The organism is Arthrobacter sp. AG1021 (genome assembly GCF_003633665.1).
GTDB lineage: Bacteria > Actinomycetota > Actinomycetes > Actinomycetales > Micrococcaceae > Glutamicibacter > Glutamicibacter soli.
In genome coordinates this window covers 605,773-622,028 of the sequence record NZ_RBLB01000007.1, presented here as the reverse complement: position 1 = coordinate 622,028, position 16,256 = coordinate 605,773, and the positions used below count along the sequence as shown (strand labels likewise).

16 protein-coding genes are annotated in these 16,256 nt (G+C 67.0%); 13 read left to right on the top strand and 3 right to left on the bottom strand.

The genetic code is table 11. The features are described 5' to 3' along the window. Nucleotides 1-56: 56 nt before the first annotated feature. From DFO58_RS08245 to DFO58_RS08230, 4 genes are all read left to right on the top strand, one after another. Entirely contained in the window at nucleotides 57-551 is a 495-nt protein-coding gene (locus DFO58_RS08245; protein WP_147407229.1) for a MarR family transcriptional regulator, read from the top strand. Continuing rightward, a complete protein-coding gene (locus DFO58_RS08240; RefSeq protein WP_220668538.1) occupies nucleotides 544-2,103 on the top strand; it encodes an MFS transporter in 1,560 nt (519 codons plus the stop codon). The genes DFO58_RS08245 and DFO58_RS08240 overlap by 8 nt, the downstream gene beginning before the upstream one ends. A gap of 83 nt (nucleotides 2,104-2,186) precedes the next feature. Next, nucleotides 2,187-3,368, top strand: coding sequence for a hypothetical protein (locus DFO58_RS08235; protein WP_120990149.1), 1,182 nt, complete (start codon nucleotides 2,187-2,189; stop codon nucleotides 3,366-3,368). A gap of 141 nt (nucleotides 3,369-3,509) precedes the next feature. Beyond that, the gene (locus tag DFO58_RS08230) at nucleotides 3,510-4,673 is read left to right on the top strand and encodes a CaiB/BaiF CoA-transferase family protein (protein WP_120990147.1); all 1,164 of its coding nucleotides are present in this window, start codon (nucleotides 3,510-3,512) and stop codon (nucleotides 4,671-4,673) included. A gap of 9 nt (nucleotides 4,674-4,682) precedes the next feature. On the opposite strand, the gene DFO58_RS08225 is transcribed toward DFO58_RS08230, so the two are convergent. Then, nucleotides 4,683-6,227 carry a PucR family transcriptional regulator gene (locus tag DFO58_RS08225; protein ID WP_120990145.1) on the bottom strand — a complete coding sequence of 515 codons (1,545 nt, stop codon included), beginning with the start codon at nucleotides 6,225-6,227 and terminating at the stop codon, nucleotides 4,683-4,685. Between the two features lie 171 nt (nucleotides 6,228-6,398). Between DFO58_RS08225 and DFO58_RS08220 the strand changes: the two genes are divergently transcribed. From DFO58_RS08220 to DFO58_RS08210, 3 genes are read left to right on the top strand one after another with little or no spacing between them, the layout of a single operon-like run. Beyond that, complete coding sequence (locus DFO58_RS08220; protein ID WP_047118309.1) at nucleotides 6,399-7,577, top strand: acyl-CoA dehydrogenase family protein; 1,179 nt, start codon at nucleotides 6,399-6,401, stop codon at nucleotides 7,575-7,577. Nucleotides 7,578-7,611: 34 nt separating this feature from the next. Beyond that, on the top strand, nucleotides 7,612-9,078 hold the full coding sequence (locus DFO58_RS08215) for an aldehyde dehydrogenase family protein (protein WP_047118310.1): 1,467 nt from the start codon (nucleotides 7,612-7,614) through the stop codon (nucleotides 9,076-9,078). A 37-nt stretch (nucleotides 9,079-9,115) separates the two neighbouring features. Beyond that, nucleotides 9,116-9,976 carry a 3-hydroxyacyl-CoA dehydrogenase family protein gene (locus DFO58_RS08210; protein WP_120990143.1) on the top strand — a complete coding sequence of 287 codons (861 nt, stop codon included), beginning with the start codon at nucleotides 9,116-9,118 and terminating at the stop codon, nucleotides 9,974-9,976. A gap of 80 nt (nucleotides 9,977-10,056) precedes the next feature. Here DFO58_RS08210 and DFO58_RS08205 read toward each other — a convergent pair whose 3' ends face one another. Further along, entirely contained in the window at nucleotides 10,057-10,491 is a 435-nt protein-coding gene (locus DFO58_RS08205; RefSeq protein WP_120990141.1) for a pyridoxamine 5'-phosphate oxidase family protein, read from the bottom strand. 95 nt (nucleotides 10,492-10,586) lie between these two features. On the opposite strand from DFO58_RS08205, the gene DFO58_RS08200 reads away from it, so the two are divergent. From DFO58_RS08200 to DFO58_RS08190, 3 genes are all read left to right on the top strand, one after another. After that, nucleotides 10,587-11,669 (top strand): phosphatase domain-containing protein, encoded by a 1,083-nt coding sequence (locus DFO58_RS08200; RefSeq protein ID WP_120990139.1) that lies wholly within the window; start codon nucleotides 10,587-10,589, stop codon nucleotides 11,667-11,669. Then, nucleotides 11,669-12,136: a thioesterase family protein gene (locus DFO58_RS08195; RefSeq protein ID WP_047118314.1), complete on the top strand. Its 468-nt coding sequence runs from the start codon at nucleotides 11,669-11,671 to the stop codon at nucleotides 12,134-12,136. Before DFO58_RS08200 ends, DFO58_RS08195 begins: the two co-directional genes overlap by 1 nt. Nucleotides 12,137-12,199: 63 nt before the next feature. Then, a complete protein-coding gene (locus DFO58_RS08190; protein WP_342352846.1) occupies nucleotides 12,200-13,072 on the top strand; it encodes a siderophore-interacting protein in 873 nt (290 codons plus the stop codon). A gap of 326 nt (nucleotides 13,073-13,398) precedes the next feature. Here DFO58_RS08190 and DFO58_RS08185 read toward each other — a convergent pair whose 3' ends face one another. Then, nucleotides 13,399-13,995 carry a DNA-3-methyladenine glycosylase I gene (locus DFO58_RS08185; protein WP_120990137.1) on the bottom strand — a complete coding sequence of 199 codons (597 nt, stop codon included), beginning with the start codon at nucleotides 13,993-13,995 and terminating at the stop codon, nucleotides 13,399-13,401. An 80-nt stretch (nucleotides 13,996-14,075) separates the two neighbouring features. On the opposite strand from DFO58_RS08185, the gene DFO58_RS08180 reads away from it, so the two are divergent. From DFO58_RS08180 to DFO58_RS08170, 3 genes are all read left to right on the top strand, one after another. After that, the gene (locus DFO58_RS08180) at nucleotides 14,076-14,447 is read left to right on the top strand and encodes a metalloregulator ArsR/SmtB family transcription factor (RefSeq protein ID WP_047118316.1); all 372 of its coding nucleotides are present in this window, start codon (nucleotides 14,076-14,078) and stop codon (nucleotides 14,445-14,447) included. A 4-nt stretch (nucleotides 14,448-14,451) separates the two neighbouring features. Further along, nucleotides 14,452-15,378, top strand: coding sequence for a cation diffusion facilitator family transporter (locus DFO58_RS08175; RefSeq protein WP_053797400.1), 927 nt, complete (start codon nucleotides 14,452-14,454; stop codon nucleotides 15,376-15,378). A 127-nt stretch (nucleotides 15,379-15,505) separates the two neighbouring features. After that, the gene (locus tag DFO58_RS08170) at nucleotides 15,506-16,255 is read left to right on the top strand and encodes an ABC transporter ATP-binding protein (protein ID WP_047118318.1); all 750 of its coding nucleotides are present in this window, start codon (nucleotides 15,506-15,508) and stop codon (nucleotides 16,253-16,255) included. The last annotated feature ends 1 nt before the right edge of the window (nucleotide 16,256 follow it).

Sequence of the window (16,256 nt, the reverse complement as noted above, 5' to 3'; positions counted from 1 at the left end):
CTTAGAGTTGAGTGGAACCCCCGAAGATAGGCAGGCGATATATTGTGCAGTGGCCAGTGAACAAGGCTCCGACCGAGCTGCTCGGACGCCTGCTGGACGAGCTGGCGCGGACCTCGCGGCTGCTGCGTTCCTTCTCGCACCTGGACCAGACCGATCCCGAAGTCTCCAACGCTTCGCACCATGTGCTCAAGACCCTAGACATGCGCCAGCCCACGCACGCGGCCGACCTCGCCAGCCATCTGGGCATCGGCACGGCGGCGATGAGCCGGCATCTGGCCGAACTGGAGCAGGCGGGACTGCTGGACAAGCGGCCCAGCGACCTGGACGCACGCCGCCAGGTCCTGTGGGTGACCGAAGCCGGCAGCGACCGGCTCGAAGCCCGGGCCCAGCTGCGCATCGAACGTCTGCGCCCGCTGCTGCCCGACTGGGACAACGACCGCCTGACCTTGATCGCCGACGCGCTGGGCGAACTGAACAACTCGATGATCCAGGGCATCCATGAACACCGCGAGCTGCAGGCCGAAGAACCGCGAAGCGGCTCGGATGGCTAACCGGACTCCGCGGGCCGCGGGCCCGACCGACCTGGCCGAGGCGGCCGCCGACACCCCGCAGATGACCCAGCGCGAGGTGCTGCGCTCCATCGCCGGCGTGCTGGCCTCGTTCTTTGCGGCGATGCTCGCCGCCACCATCGTCGCCATCGCGCTGCCCACCATCATGGACAAGCTCGGCGGATCGCAGACCGACTTCAACTGGGTTTTGTCCACCACCTTGCTGGCCAACGCCGCCACCACCCCGATCTGGGGGAAGATGGCGGACCTGTTCAACAAGAAGAAGATGCTGCAGGCGGGCATCCTGGTCTTCATCCTCGGATCCTTCCTGGCGGGCATGGCCTGGTCCATTCCGGTGCTGCTGGCCGCCCGCGTGATCCAGGGGATCGGCATGGGAGGGCTGACGGCCATGGGCATGGCGGTGATCGGCACGGTCATCGCCCCGCGCGAACGCGGACGCTACTCCGGGTACTTCGGCGCCGTCATGGCGGTGTCCACCGCGGCCGGCCCGCTGCTGGGAGGATTCATCGTCGACTCGCCACTGGGCTGGCGCTGGTGCTTCTTCTTCGGCATCCCGATCAGCGTGCTGTCCATGATCCTGATCCAGAAAACCCTCCACCTGAGCCACCAGAAGCGCAAGGTGCGCATCGACTGGGGCGGGGCGCTGCTGCTGACGGTGGCGGTCTCCACGCTGCTGATCTGGGTGTCCTATGTGGGCAAGGACGAGTTCTTCGCCTTCAACTCCTGGCAGACCTACACCATGCTCGGCGGCGTCGCGGTGCTCACCGCGGCCCTGCTGCTGGTCGAATCGCGCGTCGTGGAACCGATCATTCCGCTGAAGATCATAACCACCCGCACCACCTCGCTGGCGATCATCGCCTCCGTGGCGATCGGCGTGGGCATGTTCGGCAGCGGGGCGTTCATCGGGCAGTACTTCCAGATCGCCCGGGAAGCCACACCCACCGCGGCCGGGTTGATGACGCTGCCGATGATCGCGGGGAACTACTGCGGCTCCGTATTCTCCGGCCAGATGATCACCCGCTTCGGACGCTGGAAAATCTACCTGGTCATCGGCTCGCTGCTGAACGTGGCCGGGCTGGGCCTGCTGGGCTCCATGCACCACGACACCGAGTACTGGATCCTGGCCATCGGCATGTTCCTGAACGGCGTGGGCATGGGCTTCATGCTGCAGAACCTGGTGCTCGCTGTGCAGAACACCGTGAAGGTCACCGACATCGGCGCGGCCAGCTCCTCGGTGGCGTTCTTCCGTTCCGTGGGCGGTTCCGCCGGCGTCGCGTTCCTCGGCGCGATGCTCGCCACCCAGGTGGCCTCCCTGGTCTCCGAGGGCCTGGCGAAGCTGGGCGTTGACACCTCGAAGGGCGGTTCCGGGGACTCGCTGAACCTGTCGGGCATGCCGCCGGCAGTGCGCGGCGTGGTCGAATCCGCCTACGGGGAAGCCACGGGGCTGGTCTTCCTGGTCTCGGCAGCGGTCGCGGCCATCGCCTTCATCTGCATCCTGTTCATCAAGGAAGTCCCGCTGCGCAAGACCATCTAGGACCTGCGCCGGGACGCTCCCGTTCCGGCGACCACCGCAGAACCCTTCCGAACCGGGCGGGGCCGCCTAGGAAAGGAACTGCCGTGCCGAACCCACGTTTTCCAGCATTCCGCCGGATCAGCGCCGCCGCGCTGGCCGCGACGCTGTGCCTCGCCGCCGTTCCGGCGGCGCAGGCCACCGAAGCGCCGCAGGGGTGCAGCGGCACCGCCGAGCCGGACACCTGCCAGACGGTCATCGGGTGGGCCGCCGCGCAGCTCGGCGACGTGCCCGGGGACGAAGCCGAGCTCGGGGCCGCGAACGGGATGCTCTCCACCTATGTGGACTTCGCCAACCAACCCGGATTCCCCGCGGACTACGCGGCCGAAGCCGCGCGGCGCAACGCGGCCCTGCTGATCGCCTGGGAACCCTACGACTGGGAGAACCGCAGCGTGGACCAGCCGGAATACCGCCCGGCGGCCATCGCTGCTGGAAGCCACGACGACTATCTGGTCTCTTGGCTGAAGCAGGCCCAGAAGTACGCGGCGAACCAGCCGATCCTGGTGCGCTTCGCCCCGGAAATGAACGACGCCATCCGTCCCTGGTCCGTCGGGGTGAACGGCGGGAACACCGCCGCCGACTACGTGCGGATGTTCCGGCACGTGTACCAGCTCAAGGAACGCTGGGCGCCGGATGCCGCTTTGGTCTGGAACCCGCTAGTGGCCGGATCCGCCCCGGATGGGACACCCGTCGACTTCGCCTCGGTCTACCCGGGCGCCGACTCCGTGGACATGCTGGCGCTGGACGGCTTCAACTGGGCCGACGCCAACGACCCCGCTGTCAACTGCAACTGGCAGTCCTACGACGACGTCTTCGGCGCGCCGGTGGCGCAGCTCAAGCAGCTGGCCGGCGGCAAGCCGTGGGGCATCGCGGAGGTCGCCTCGGCCTCGCGCGGCGAATCCTTCTTCACCGCGGGAGGTGAATGCGCCGAGGCCTGGGGCTCCTGGGTATTCCAGTGGCCGCAGAGCCCGCCGTTCTACGCCGAGGCCGATGACTGGATCACCCAGGCTGGCTGGATGAAAACGATGATGCTCCAGGCGCACGCGGACGGCGCGCTGTTCGTCAACCTGTTCAACATGGACAAGGAAACCGACTGGCGGCTTGAAGCCACGCCGGCCGGAACCGAGGTGCTGGGCCGGATCGACGCCACCGGCTCCTTCAGCTTCGGCAATGAGCGCAGCTCGCAGCTGATCCGCGACGCGCTGCACCCCGAACCGGCAGCCCCGTAGCCGCCGCCGGCCGTCTGTGCGACGGCAAACAATCCGAGCTTTTGTGCATTCTTCACAAGAACTTGGGCAGAACAACCCAAGCCCGTGACGGCGCGCACACCTAGGGTAGAGAAGGACGAAATCAACGAGTAGGGGAGCATCATGAGCGGACTTCGACCATTGGAAGGAATTGTCGTCGCTGACTTTTCCCGGGTTCTCGCCGGACCCCTGAGTACCATGACGCTCGCCGACCTGGGTGCGCGCGTCATCAAGGTCGAACGCCCGGATACCGGGGATGACACCCGCAGCTGGGGCCCGCCATTCTCCGCGACCGGCGCCACCTACTTCGAATCGGTCAACCGCAACAAGCAGTCCATCGCGCTGGACCTGCGCAACGAGCAGGACCGCGAGGTCGCCCGAGACCTGGTTTCCAAGGCCGACGTGCTGGTGGAAAACTTCATCACCGGCGGCATGGACAAGATGGGCCTGGGCTACGAGGAGCTCTCGGAGCTGAACCCGTCGCTGATCTACGCATCGATCACCGGCTTCGGGTCGGCGGGCGGATCCAAGATCCCCGGCTACGACTTCATCGTGCAGGCCCTGGGCGGGCTGATGTCCATCACCGGCGAAGCTGATGCGGATCCGATGAAGGCCGGCGTGGCGCTGGTGGACGTGCTCACCGCCAAGGACGCCACCATCGCGATCCTCGCGGCGCTGCAGAACCGGCAGAAGACCGGCCGCGGCGCGCACATCGAGGTCAATCTGCTCTCCAGCCTGCAGGGCGCGCTGGCCAACCAGGGCCAGGCCTACCTCGGCGCGGGGAAGATCGCCGGGCGCATGGGCAATGCGCACCCCTCCATCGTTCCCTACCAGCTGCTGGACTGCCAAGACGGCTCGGTGGCCGTGGCCTGCGGCAACGACGGCCAGTTCGTCAAGCTGTGCGCCGAGCTCGGGGTTCCCGAGCTGAGCGGCGACCCGAGGTTCTCCACCAACACCCAGCGCGTCGCGCACCGCGAGGAGCTCATCCCGCTGCTGGAACAGGCCCTGCGCGCCGACACCGGCGCCAATTGGCAAAGCCGCCTGACCGAGGTCGGCGTGCCGGCCGGCAAGGTCGCGAACATCGCCGAAGGCCTGGACTACGCCGCCTCGCTGGGCCTGGAGCCCACCATTGAAGTGCTGGACGCGCAGGGCGTCGCGGTCGGCGAGCAGGTGCGCCACCCGGCCATCTGGACCCCGGCGCTGGACGCCCCGCGTCAGGCCCCGCCCAAGCTCGGCGAGCACAATGACGTGGTGCGCGGATGGCTGGGGGCCGCCGCCACCGTCTAGGGCCGGTTCCTAGAATCCGTGCGTTTCAGCGTGCCGCAGCGCAAGCCACAGGTGCGCTGAAACGTCCGGGTCATCCACATCCACGCCGATCAGCGAATTCACCAGCTGCATCCGGTAGCGCAGCGTGTTGCGGTGCAGCCCCAGTTCCCGGGCCGCCTCTTCCCAGGTGCCGCGATGGCGCAGGTAGCTGGTCACCGTGGCCACCAGGTCCGCCCTGGCATACTCGTGCAGCGCCTTGACCCAGTTGGACGCCTTGGATTCGTCGCTGGAACCCAGATGCGTCAGCATGCCCTTCGGCGCCCGCGCAATCGCCGCGCGCAGCGCCTGGAAGATGGCGGGGATCTGCGCTCCGTGGATTTGGGCGGAGAGCACGGCGGCCGTTTCAGGGATCTGGTTTTGGTTCTCGGGGGAGAAGCCAAGCACCTGGAACTCGGTGCCCTCCAGATCATCGAAGGGGCGCTCGCCCAGCGGGGCCACCAGCGACGCGTCAAGCAGGGCAATCAAGGACGACTCGTGTTCGAACACGAAGGGCGTGGCCTTCAACGCCGGCCCCAGGTCGTAGGGTTCCGGGCCCAGCAGCCCGCGGGCCGACTCGGCGGCGAATGACACCGGGATGCTTCCCTGCGCGCGCAACGCGAGCAACCGCAGCGTCGAGGGGACATCGGGCAGTCCCGAATCCTCGGCCAGCATCCTGGCCGCTTCCAGCTGTCCGCGCACCGCGAGCTTGGCCACCGCGCTGCCCAGCACCGCCGTGGACTCGGCCTGCTGCTCGCGCTGGCGCGAGCGCATGGCCAGCAGCACGCAAACCGTCGTGATGACCTGCCGGTCCGCCGGGGTCAGCCGCCGTCCCGGACCGAGCGAGAGCACCCCGTACACCTGCGCGTTGACCAGCACCGGATACAGCACCACCGGCTGGTTCAGGATCTCGAAGGTCGCGGTGCTGGGCGCCTCCAGCTTGTCGATGCGGTGCGTTTCCCGCCGCACCTTGGGCATGAACTGCTCGGCGGACGGGGGCCAGACGGTTTCTCCCTCGCCGAAGCGCGGCACGTAGGCCGCCCAGCCGCCCAGCGACTGCGCCAGCCCGCGCACCACCGCGGGCACTGCGTCGGGGCGCATGGCGGCTCGCGCCATGGCGGTCTGGGTGCCCAGCGAATCCATCAGGTCGGCATTGCTGCTGCGCATGGCCAGATTCCAGTAGGCGCGCGAAACGTTCTGGAACGGCACCTGGTCCGGGACCACCACCACTTCCAGTTTCGCTTCCGCGCAGGCCGCGGCCAGCGCCGGCGGGATGGCGGTGAGCGAGGGCCCCAGCCCGATGCCCAGGACCTTGACCGACTTCTCCTGAAGCCGCCGCACGTAGACGGCCGGGTCGACCTGGCCGCGGGCGAAAATCATCCCGGTGGTCAGCAGCAGCTCGCCGCCCGAAAGATACGGGGTCGGGTCCTCCAGCTCGGAGACGTGGACGCCGGCAATCGGGGTGGTGCTGTAGCGGCCCGATGGACCGGGCTCCAGGTCCGACGCGAGGGCGGTGCCGAGTTGAAGAAGCGTGATCATAGAAAAAGTATCCGACAATTCGGACTCTCTTGTACAGAATGTCCAAAGCGCGAATCACAATTGTTGCGTAATTTCAGAGGTAAGCAATTCGACGGTGTGTGACGCAGTCCCGGCCAACGGGACGGCAAGACGCCGAACCCCACGTTTCAACACCTCTTCAAGGAGACCACCATGGCACTGGCAGAACGCGTTTTGGACCCGGCAGACCTGATCAACTTCGACGCGCTGCTGACCAGCGAAGAGCTCGCCCTGCGCGACTCGGTGCGCGGCTTCGTCAACGAGAGCATCAAGCCGAACATCGCCCGCTGGTACGAGGACGCAGTCTTCCCGCTGGAGATCGTGCCGGAAATGGCAAAGCTCGGCCTGCTGGGCATGCACCTGGACGGCTACGGCTGCGCCGGACGCTCGGCCGTGGAGTACGGCCTGGCCGGAGCGGAGCTGGAAGCCGGCGACTCGGGCCTGCGCACATTCGTCTCGGTGCAGGGTTCGCTGGCCATGAGCGCCATCTACAAGCACGGCTCCGAGGAGCAGAAGCGGGAGTGGCTGCCGCAGATGGCCGCCGGCGAGGCCATCGGCTGCTTCGGCCTGACCGAGCCGACCGCGGGCTCGGACCCGTCCAGCATGAAGACCTTCGCCCGCCGCGACGGCGACGACTGGGTGCTGAACGGCTCCAAGCGCTGGATCGGCCTGGCCAACGTCGCCAAGGTCGCAGTGATCTGGGCGCAGACCGACGAGGGCATCCGCGGCTTCGTGGTGCCGACCAGCACCCCGGGCTACAAGGCCACCCCGATCGAGCCGAAGCTGTCCATGCGCGCCTCGATCCAGTGCGAAATCGAGCTGGTCGACGTGCGCCTGCCGGGCTCGGCAGTGCTGCCCGAGGTCAAGGGCCTGAAGGGTCCGTTCTCCTGCCTGAATGAAGCGCGCTACGGCATCATCTGGGGCTCCATGGGCGCCGCCCGCGATGCCTTCGAGGTCGCCCTGAAGTACTCGCAGGAGCGCCTGCAGTTCGACAAGCCGCTGGCCGGCTACCAGCTGACCCAGCAGAAGCTGGTGGACATGGCACTGGAAATCAACAAGGGCTTCCTGCTGGCGCTGCACATCGGCCGCCAGAAGGACGCCGGCACCCTGGACCTGCACCAGATCTCCGTGGGCAAGCTGAACAACTGCCGCGAAGCCATCGAGATCTGCCGCGAGGCCCGCACCATCCTGGGCGGCAACGGCATCACCCTCGACTACTCGCCGCTGCGCCACGCCAACAACCTGGAATCCGTGCGCACCTATGAGGGCACCGACGAGGTCCATACCCTGATCCTGGGCAACAAGCTGACTGGCGTTCCGGCCTTCCGCTAAACCGGCCGAACCGCACGAGAGAAGGCATATTTCGATGACCCTATCGACCTCCGCAAACCTGCTCGCCCAGCTCGACCAGTACATCAACGGTGTCTGGGTGCAGGGCGAAGGCGGCATGATCACCACGCAGAGCGCCTCGGACTCCGCCGTGGTCCTGGCCTCCGGCAACGCCGCCAGCGCGGACCAGATCGACCAGGCATTCCAGGCCGCCGAAGCGGCCCGGAAGTCCTGGGCGGCCACCCCGATGGCCGCCCGCGGGGCGATCCTGGTCAAGGCGGCCGCCTACCTGCAGGAGAACTCCGCCAGCTTCGGCGAGCAGCTTTCCGCCGAGGAAGGCAAGACCAAGGCCGAAGGCGTGGGCGAGGTGCTGCGCGCCGCGCAGATCCTGACCTACTACGCCGCGGAGGCTGAGCGCGCCGCCGGCACCGTGTACCAGTCCCCGCGCGCCGGGGAGCAGATCATGGTCACCCACAAGCCGCTGGGCGTGGTCGGCGTAATCACCCCGTTCAACTTCCCGATCGCCATCCCGGCCTGGAAGATCGCCCCGGCGCTGGTCTTCGGCAACACCGTGGTGTTCAAGCCTGCCAGCTTGGTGCCGCTGCTGGCGGTGCGCCTGGTGGAGGCCCTGGCCCACGCCGGCCTGCCGGCCGGCGTGCTGAACCTGGTCATCGGACCGGGCTCGCTGGGCGATGCGATCATGGAGCACGAGCACCTTGACGCGCTGAGCTTCACCGGTTCCACCGGGGTGGGCCGTCGGCTGTGCGCCGCCGGCGCCGCCCGCGGCATCCCGGTGCAGGCTGAAATGGGCGGGAAGAACGCCTCCGTGGTGCTGGCTGACGCGGACCTGGACCTGGCCAGCGAGCAGGTGCTGTTCGGCGCCTTCCGCTCCACCGGTCAGAAGTGCACCGCCACCAGCCGGCTGATCCTGGACGAGTCGATTGCCGAGGAGTTCCTGGCCAAGCTCACCGGCCGCCTGGATTCCTGGGTGACCGGCGATCCGCTGGATCCTTCCGTGCACATGGGCCCGCTGGTGGACGCCAAGGCCGCGGTCTCGGTGCGCGCCGGGGTGGACAAGGCGATCGCCGAAGGCGCCACCGTGGCCTACTCCGGCAAGGCTCCGAACGGCGGTAGCTTCATGGCGCCGACCATCCTGGAACTGCCGGCCGGGCCGGCCGGACGCGCGAACACCGCCTGGCGCGAGGAATTCTTCGCTCCGGTGCTTTCCGTAGTGCGCGTGAACGGGACCGAGGAGGCCTTCGAGGCCGCGGAGGACTCTCAGTTCGGGCTGAGCCTGGCGCTGTTCACCCGCGACCTGTCTGTGGCGCTGGCCGCGCAACAGACTCTCGATGTGGGGATTTTGCATGTAAATTCGGAATCAGCGGGTGCCGACCCGCACGTTCCGTTCGGCGGAGCCAAGGCCTCAGGCTATGGTCCCAAGGAGCAGGGCGCCGCCGCGCGCGAGTTCTACACGCACACCACCACGGTGTACCTGCGCGGCTAGTGACGTAACAGTACCCGAGCAGAAAACAGAGGAATCAATGACGATCGAACGCATTCTGGTAATTGGCGCAGGAACCATGGGACGGCAAATTGCCATGAGTTGCGCGCTGGGAGGCTACACGACCATCCTGCAGGACATTTCCGAGAAGGCCCTGGCCGCAGCCCGCACCGAGCTGGAGGGCTGGGCCGCCTCCCGCGTGGCCAAGGGCAAGCTGAGCCAGGATGAGGCCGATCGGGCGCTGGGGCTGCTGACCCAGTCCACCGACCTGGCCAGCTCCGCCGCGCAGGCGGATCTGGTCATCGAGGCCGCGGTGGAACGCCTGGACATCAAGGAGCAGATCTTCGCGCAGCTCGGCCAGGCCGCTCCGGCCCACGCCATCCTGGCGACCAACTCCTCGACCCTGCCTTCCTCGCGCATCGCCGCGGCCAGCGGACGCCCCGAACTGGTGTGCAACATGCACTTCTTCAACCCGGCCCTGGTCATGAAGTGCGTGGAGGTCGTGCGCAACGAGCAGACCAGCGACGCCACCGTAGAGGCGGTCACCGCGGTCGCCAAGCGCCTGGCCAAGCAGCCGGTGCTGGTGAACAAGGAGATCCCGGGCTTTATCGCCAACCGCATGATGGGCGCCATCAACCGCGAGGCGCTGGACCTGGCCGCGGCCGGGGTGGCCAGCATCGAGGACATCGACACCACTGCCCGCACCGCGCTGGGCCACCCGATGGGCCCGTTCGAGCTGATGGACCTGGTGGGCCTGGATGTGGTGGACTTCATCGCGCAGGCCACGTTCGAGGAGACCGGGCTGGAGGCGGACAAGCCCCACGCCCTGATCGTCGAGAAGGTCCAGGCCGGCAAGCTGGGCCGCAAGAGCGGCGAGGGCTTCTACCCGTACAAGGGCTGAGCCCCCGCCCGTTTCGGGCATACGCAGGACCCGCAGCGCCAACCGGTGCTGCGGGTCTTGCGTTTAATGGCTGCTGGCGCCTACTGCCCGACCTCGGGCTGCTCGCCGAGCTGGAAGTGGCGCCCGGAGATGGAGTGGACGTGGATGCGGATCCAGAAGTCCTTCTGCGTCGGAACCCAAGGGCTCACGCCGCTTTCGCGGGCTTCCTGGATGTCGGCCTCGTGCTCGAGCACCTCGGCGGAGCCGTGCACCACAACGGACCACGCTTCGTCGGCGAGGATCCCGTCGGCTTCGAAGGCCACCTTGTCGTTGATGGTCATGGATGCCAGCTTGTTGCCCGGTGCGGTGCGCAGGAAGAGCTTGCCCTTGTGGACCCCGTAGTTGACCGGGACGATATCGACATCACCTGCGACGGAGGTGGCAACGCGACCGTGCGAGGTATGGGCCAGAAGTTCCCAGGACTGCTCCTCGTTCAGGACGAGGACCGGATGGTTGTTGTCGTGATCGTATTTCATACTCTGATCTTTCTACGTAAAGTAGAAAACCGCAAGGTCTGCGACACATTGTGATTGGTCAAGCCTGCCGACGGCAGGCATGAAAGACTTGGAGCATGAGTCACGCTGCAAGCGACGGAGTTGCGCGCCATGTCGCCTCCCGGTTCGAGGACGGCTACCACCGCTGGAGGGTCCGCAACGCGGAACGCAAGGGCTTGGGTCCGGTCATCCTGCCCTACCTCGGCTACGGCTACGCCAGCAGCGCCGGCGGCTGGATCCGCGTGCTCGCGCGGGTGGTGCTCGCCAAGCCCGGCGCCTTCGAGGACGGCCACCACCAGGCGCAGGTCATCGCCGACGGCATCCGCGGTTTCCGGAATTTCACGTCCCCGATCCTGCCGGGCGGCAAGGTCTCCATCGAGGTGGCGGGCCAGCGCTTCGAGGTGCAGGCCGACCGCGGCGGGGTCATCGACGCGAAGCTGGCGGTGGACCTGGACCCCGGGTGGCACGAGGTCTCGCTGCGCGCCCACGACGGCGATGACGCCAGCGCGAAAATCCTGGTCATCGACGAGAGCCAGCGCTTCGGCGTGATCAGCGACGTGGACGACACCGTGGTGGTCACCGCGCTGCCGCGCCCGCTGCTGGCCGCCTGGAACTCGTTTGTACTCTCCGAGCATGCGCGCGTGGCAACCCCGGGCATGGCGGTGATGATGCAGCACATCCTCAAGGAGCACCCGCACAGCCCCACCATCTACCTGTCCACCGGTGCGTGGAACGTCGCGCAGACGCTGCAGCGCTTCATGTCGCGCAACCTCTACCCGCGCGGACCGCTGCTGCTGACCGACTGGGGGCCGACCGACCGGGCCTGGTTCCGCAGCGGCCAGCAGCACAAGGTCGACCAGCTGCGCCGGCTGGCCGAGGAATTCCCGAACATCTCCTGGGTGCTGATCGGCGATGACGGGCAGCACGACCCGGCGATCTACGCCGAGTTCGCCCGCCGCTATCCGGAGCACGTGCGCGCCATCGTGATCCGCCAGCTGACCCCTTCCGAGGCGGTGCTGGCCGGCGGCCGCTCGCAGGAGCTGTGGCGCACCACGCCGGGGATCCCCTGGGTCTATGAGCCCGACGGGGCGCGGATCCTCCAGGGGCTGGCCCGGCTCGGGCTGGTCGATGTCGATACCGATTTCCAGGAGGAAGACTAATGAGCGGTGCACCGCTGCGGGTCCAGGTGCCCATGCGCTGGGGCGACATGGACGCCTACGGCCACGTGAACAACGTGAACTTGATCAGGCTGATGGAGGAGGCGCGCATCGCCGGGTTCGGCGTGCCGGGCGGCACCGGGGCGCCGGGCATGGACCCGAAGGCGGATATCTTCTCCGCGGTGCCTGCCGGGGTGCAGATCCTCGTGGTCGAGCACCGCGTGCGCTATTCGCGGCCGCTGGAATACCGCAACGTCCCGGTGAACGTGGATCTGTGGGTGGCCAACATCAAGCCGGCCAGCTTCGAGATCTGCTACGAATTCCGCGACCCCATCGAGGACTACCTCTGCGTCAAGGCCGCCACCACCTTGGCCTATTTCGACCCGGCGGTGGGCCGCGTCCAGCGCCTGAGCGAGGCCGAGCGCCAGGGGCTCGCGGCGTTCGAAGGGGCGCCGACCTTCGCGAAGTAGGGCGCACGGCTTGGGTGAATTAGGATTGAGTTATCTAGTCTTATTCAGATAGGAAGTGCTATCGTGGCCAATCCCCAAGCCGAACGCCCGCAGGGTGGCGGGCGCGCTGCCCGTCCGCAGACCGTACTGCAGGTCATGAAGCGCGAACAGATTGCTCCGCACCTGGTGCGCCTGACCCTCGGCGGCCCGGGCTTCGAGACCTTCGTCGACAAGCCGGTCACCGACCGCTACATCAAGATCCTGTTCGCCAAGCCGGAGCTCGGTCTGACTCCTCCCTACGACATGGATGAGCTGCGCGAGAAGCTGGACATGCAGGACCTGCCGGTGCGGCGCACCTACACCGTGCGCAGCAGCGACGCGGAAGCCGGAACCATCCAGGTGGATTTTGTGGTCCATGGCGACGAAGGATTGGCCGGCCCCTGGGCCCGGGACGCCCAGATCGGCGACACCGTCTGCTTCTCCGGCCCCGGCGGCCTGTACTACCCGAAGGAGGAATTCGACTTCCACTTCCTGGTCGGCGACGAGACCGCCATCCCGGCCATTGCCGCGGCGCTGGAATCCATGTCCGAGCACATGCGAGGCGTCGCGATCATCGAGGTTTCCGCCGCCGAGGACGAGATGGACCTCAAGGCCCCGGCCGGCGTGGAGATCCGCTGGGTCCACCGCAACGGAGCCTTCACCCCCGAGAACACCAAGCTGGAGTCCGTAGTGCGCGACTACCCGTGGCCCGAGGGCACGGTGCAGGTCTTCTCCCATGGCGAGCGCGAAGTGACCAAGAAGCTGCGTGGCTACTTCTACAACGAGCGCGGCGTGGACCGCCGCGACATGTCGCTTTCCGCCTACTGGGCCTTCGGTCGTGCGGAAGACGATTTCCAGGCGGAGAAGCGCAGCCCGGTCGGCCAGATCTTCGAAGAGGCTCCGCTCCAAAGAAGTTAGAGTCACCTAAGTTAATTTTTATTAAATTAGCATGCAGGGGTTGACGTTATTGCCCACTGCCGGGTTATGCTTATTCCAGAGCTTCTCCCGTGTGTGGTCGGGAGAAGCTGCAAACTTGACCGATGTGAATCGGCTTGTTCACCGCGAGCCAGGAAATGCTCATCCTGCTCTGGTGGTCGGCCTAGCCGGCTTGAAATAAGGGGAATAGGGAAGCGGTTGACCTGCTCAGTCAGCCGAGTCGCAGAAAAATGGGACCTGCCGGGATCGCACACCCCGGCAGGTCTCATTTTTTATGCCGTCGCGACCGACACCGCGCGGCGGGAAGCCTACCGGGGCCAGATCCCGGAGGTGCCGCGGCGATGGGACCCGAGCAGGTGGGTGTCGACCATGCCCACGGCTTCCATGAGGGCGAACATGGTGGTCGGCCCCACGAACTTGAAGCCGCGCTTCTTCAATTCCTTGGCCAGCGCCTTGGATTCCTCGCTTTGCGTAGGGATCTCCGACATGGCGCGCGGTCTGGGGGTTTGCACCGGCTGGTGCGACCAGATGAGCTGGGCCAGCCCACCCTCGTCGCGCAGGGCCAGGGTGGCCTGCGCATTGGCGATCGTGGCGCGGATCTTCAATCGGTTGCGCACGATGCGCGGATCCTCGATGAGCCGCTCGAAATCCGTTTCGGAAAACAGGGCGACCTTTTCCGGGTCGAACTGCGCGAAGGCGTCGCGGAACGCCTCGCGCTTGGACAGGATGATCGCCCAGGACAAGCCCGACTGGAAGCACTCCAGGCTCAGCCGCTCAAAGAGACCGGTCTCGTCGGTGATCGGCATGCCCCATTCGGTGTCGTAGTACCGGCGCAGCATCTCGTTGCTCGAAGCCCACAGCGGCCGGGCCAGCCCGTCATCGCCAATGATCAGGTCGTTGCTCATTCCTCCATCTTGCCATTGGCAGATGGCGCCAGGATTGAGCGACCCTGTTGCGCGGCGGCCTGAAATGCTATCATCGTCATATGGCGATAATAGAGTCGCAGATCGATGCAATGGAAGAGGCCCAGCAGCGCCTGCAGCTCGCGGCGCTGTTCCATGCGCTGGCCGACCCCACGCGGTTATTGATCCTTGAGCACCTGAAAACCGGTGAGCACAAGGTCAAGGACCTCACCGAGCATCTGGGCCTGGCACAGAGCACCGTCAGCGCGCACCTTTCCTGCCTGAAGGACAGTGGCCTGGTCAGCGTCCGCAGCCAGGGCCGCGCGAGCCTGTACTCCCTGAGCCACGCCCAGGACCTGGCCGCCGTGCAGAGCCAGGCGCTGCGCCTGGGGCGCCCGGCCAACCGCAACCACCAGTGGCATGAGGGCCACCCCTCTCCGGAAGGCGGGGTGTAGCTCCATGGGCCACGACCACTCCCACGCGCATTCCCACGACCATTCCGCCACCAACCGGACCCGGCTGGCCTGGGCGCTGGGCATCACCGCCAGCATCCTGGTCGCGGAGGTCATCGGCGCGATCATGACCAACTCGCTGGCCCTGCTGGTGGACGCGGCGCATATGCTCACCGACACCGCCGGGCTGCTGATGGCGCTGACCGCTGCCAACCTGATCATGCGCAAGCCCACCATGAAACGCACCTGGGGCTTCCGCCGGGCCGAGGTGCTTTCCGCGACCCTGCAGTCGGCGCTGCTGCTGGCCGTGGGCATCTACGCCGCGGTGGACGCGGTCCAGCGGCTCTTCGACCCGCCGGAGGTCCAGCCCGCCGGGCTGCTGGTCTTCGGCATCATCGGTTTGCTCGGCAACATCGCCTCCATGCTGATCATCGCCGGGGGACGGGGCCACAACCTGAACATGCGCGCGGCCTTCTTGGAAGTCGTCAATGACGCGCTGGGTTCGGTCGCCGTGATCGTCGCGGCCGTGGTGATCGCGCTGACCGGCTGGATGCGCGCCGACTCCGTGGCCGCGCTGCTGATCAGCGCGCTGATCGTGCCCCGCGCCGCCACCTTGCTGAAGGAAACCACGCACATCCTGCTCGAATCCACCCCGCGCGGCCTGGACTTGGGCGCGGTGCGCACCCACCTGGAAGGCCAGCCGGGCGTGCTCGCCGTGCACGACCTGCACGCCAGCCAGATCGCCTCCAACCTGCCGGTGCTCACCGCGCACGTGGTGGTCAAGAACGAGATGTTCGACGCGGACGCTGCCGGGGGCCTGCTGCGCAACCTGCAGCAGTGCGTGGCAGCGCACTTTGAGGTCAGCATCGAGCACTCGACCTTCCAGATCGAACCGGAATCGCACAGCGTCACCGAGCGCCATACAGGGTGCTGACCGAGCGGCGCGCACCCGCGGAACCAGCGTCCAGGATGCCGGCTCATACCCAGGTATGAGCCGGCGGCATCCAAGACCGGCCTGTCGGCCGATACGGGTTTCTCTTGGCCTTTTATAGTCTTGGAACATGACATCTGAAACTCTGCCCCTTACCGAATACGCGGTCTGCGCCCGAGGTCTGACCAAAAGCTACGGACATGACAGCACCCGCGTGGAGGCGCTGCGGACAGTAGACGTCGCCTTTGCCCGCTCCCGTTTCACCGCCATCATGGGCCCCTCGGGTTCCGGCAAGTCCACGCTGATGCACTGCCTGGCCGGGCTGGACACCGCGGACGCCGGGGAGATCATCATCGGCGGCCGCGACCTGATGAACCTGAACGACGACGAGCTGACCATGATGCGCCGCGAGCAGATCGGCTTCGTGTTCCAGTCCTTCAACCTGGTCCCGACCATCAACGCCAAGGACAACATCCTGCTGCCGCTGTCGCTGGCCGGCAAGAGCCACGACCGCGAATGGTTCAACACCGTCATCGACGCGCTGGGCCTGCGCGACCGCCTGAGCCACAAGCCGCACGAGCTTTCCGGCGGCCAGCAGCAGCGCGTCGCCGTGGCGCGCGCCCTGCTCACCCGCCCCGAGGTCGTCTTCGGCGACGAGCCCACCGGCAACCTGGATTCCCGCACCGGGGCCGAGGTGCTCTCGCTGATGCGCACCTCGACCCGCGAAATGGGCCAGACCATCATCATGGTCACCCACGACCCGGCCGCCGCCTCCTACGCGGACACCGTGCTGCTGATGAAGGACGGCAGCATCGTGGGCCAGCTGGATGACCCGACCGTGGCCACCGTGACCGAGGCACTGGCCTCGCTGGCGGAGTAGT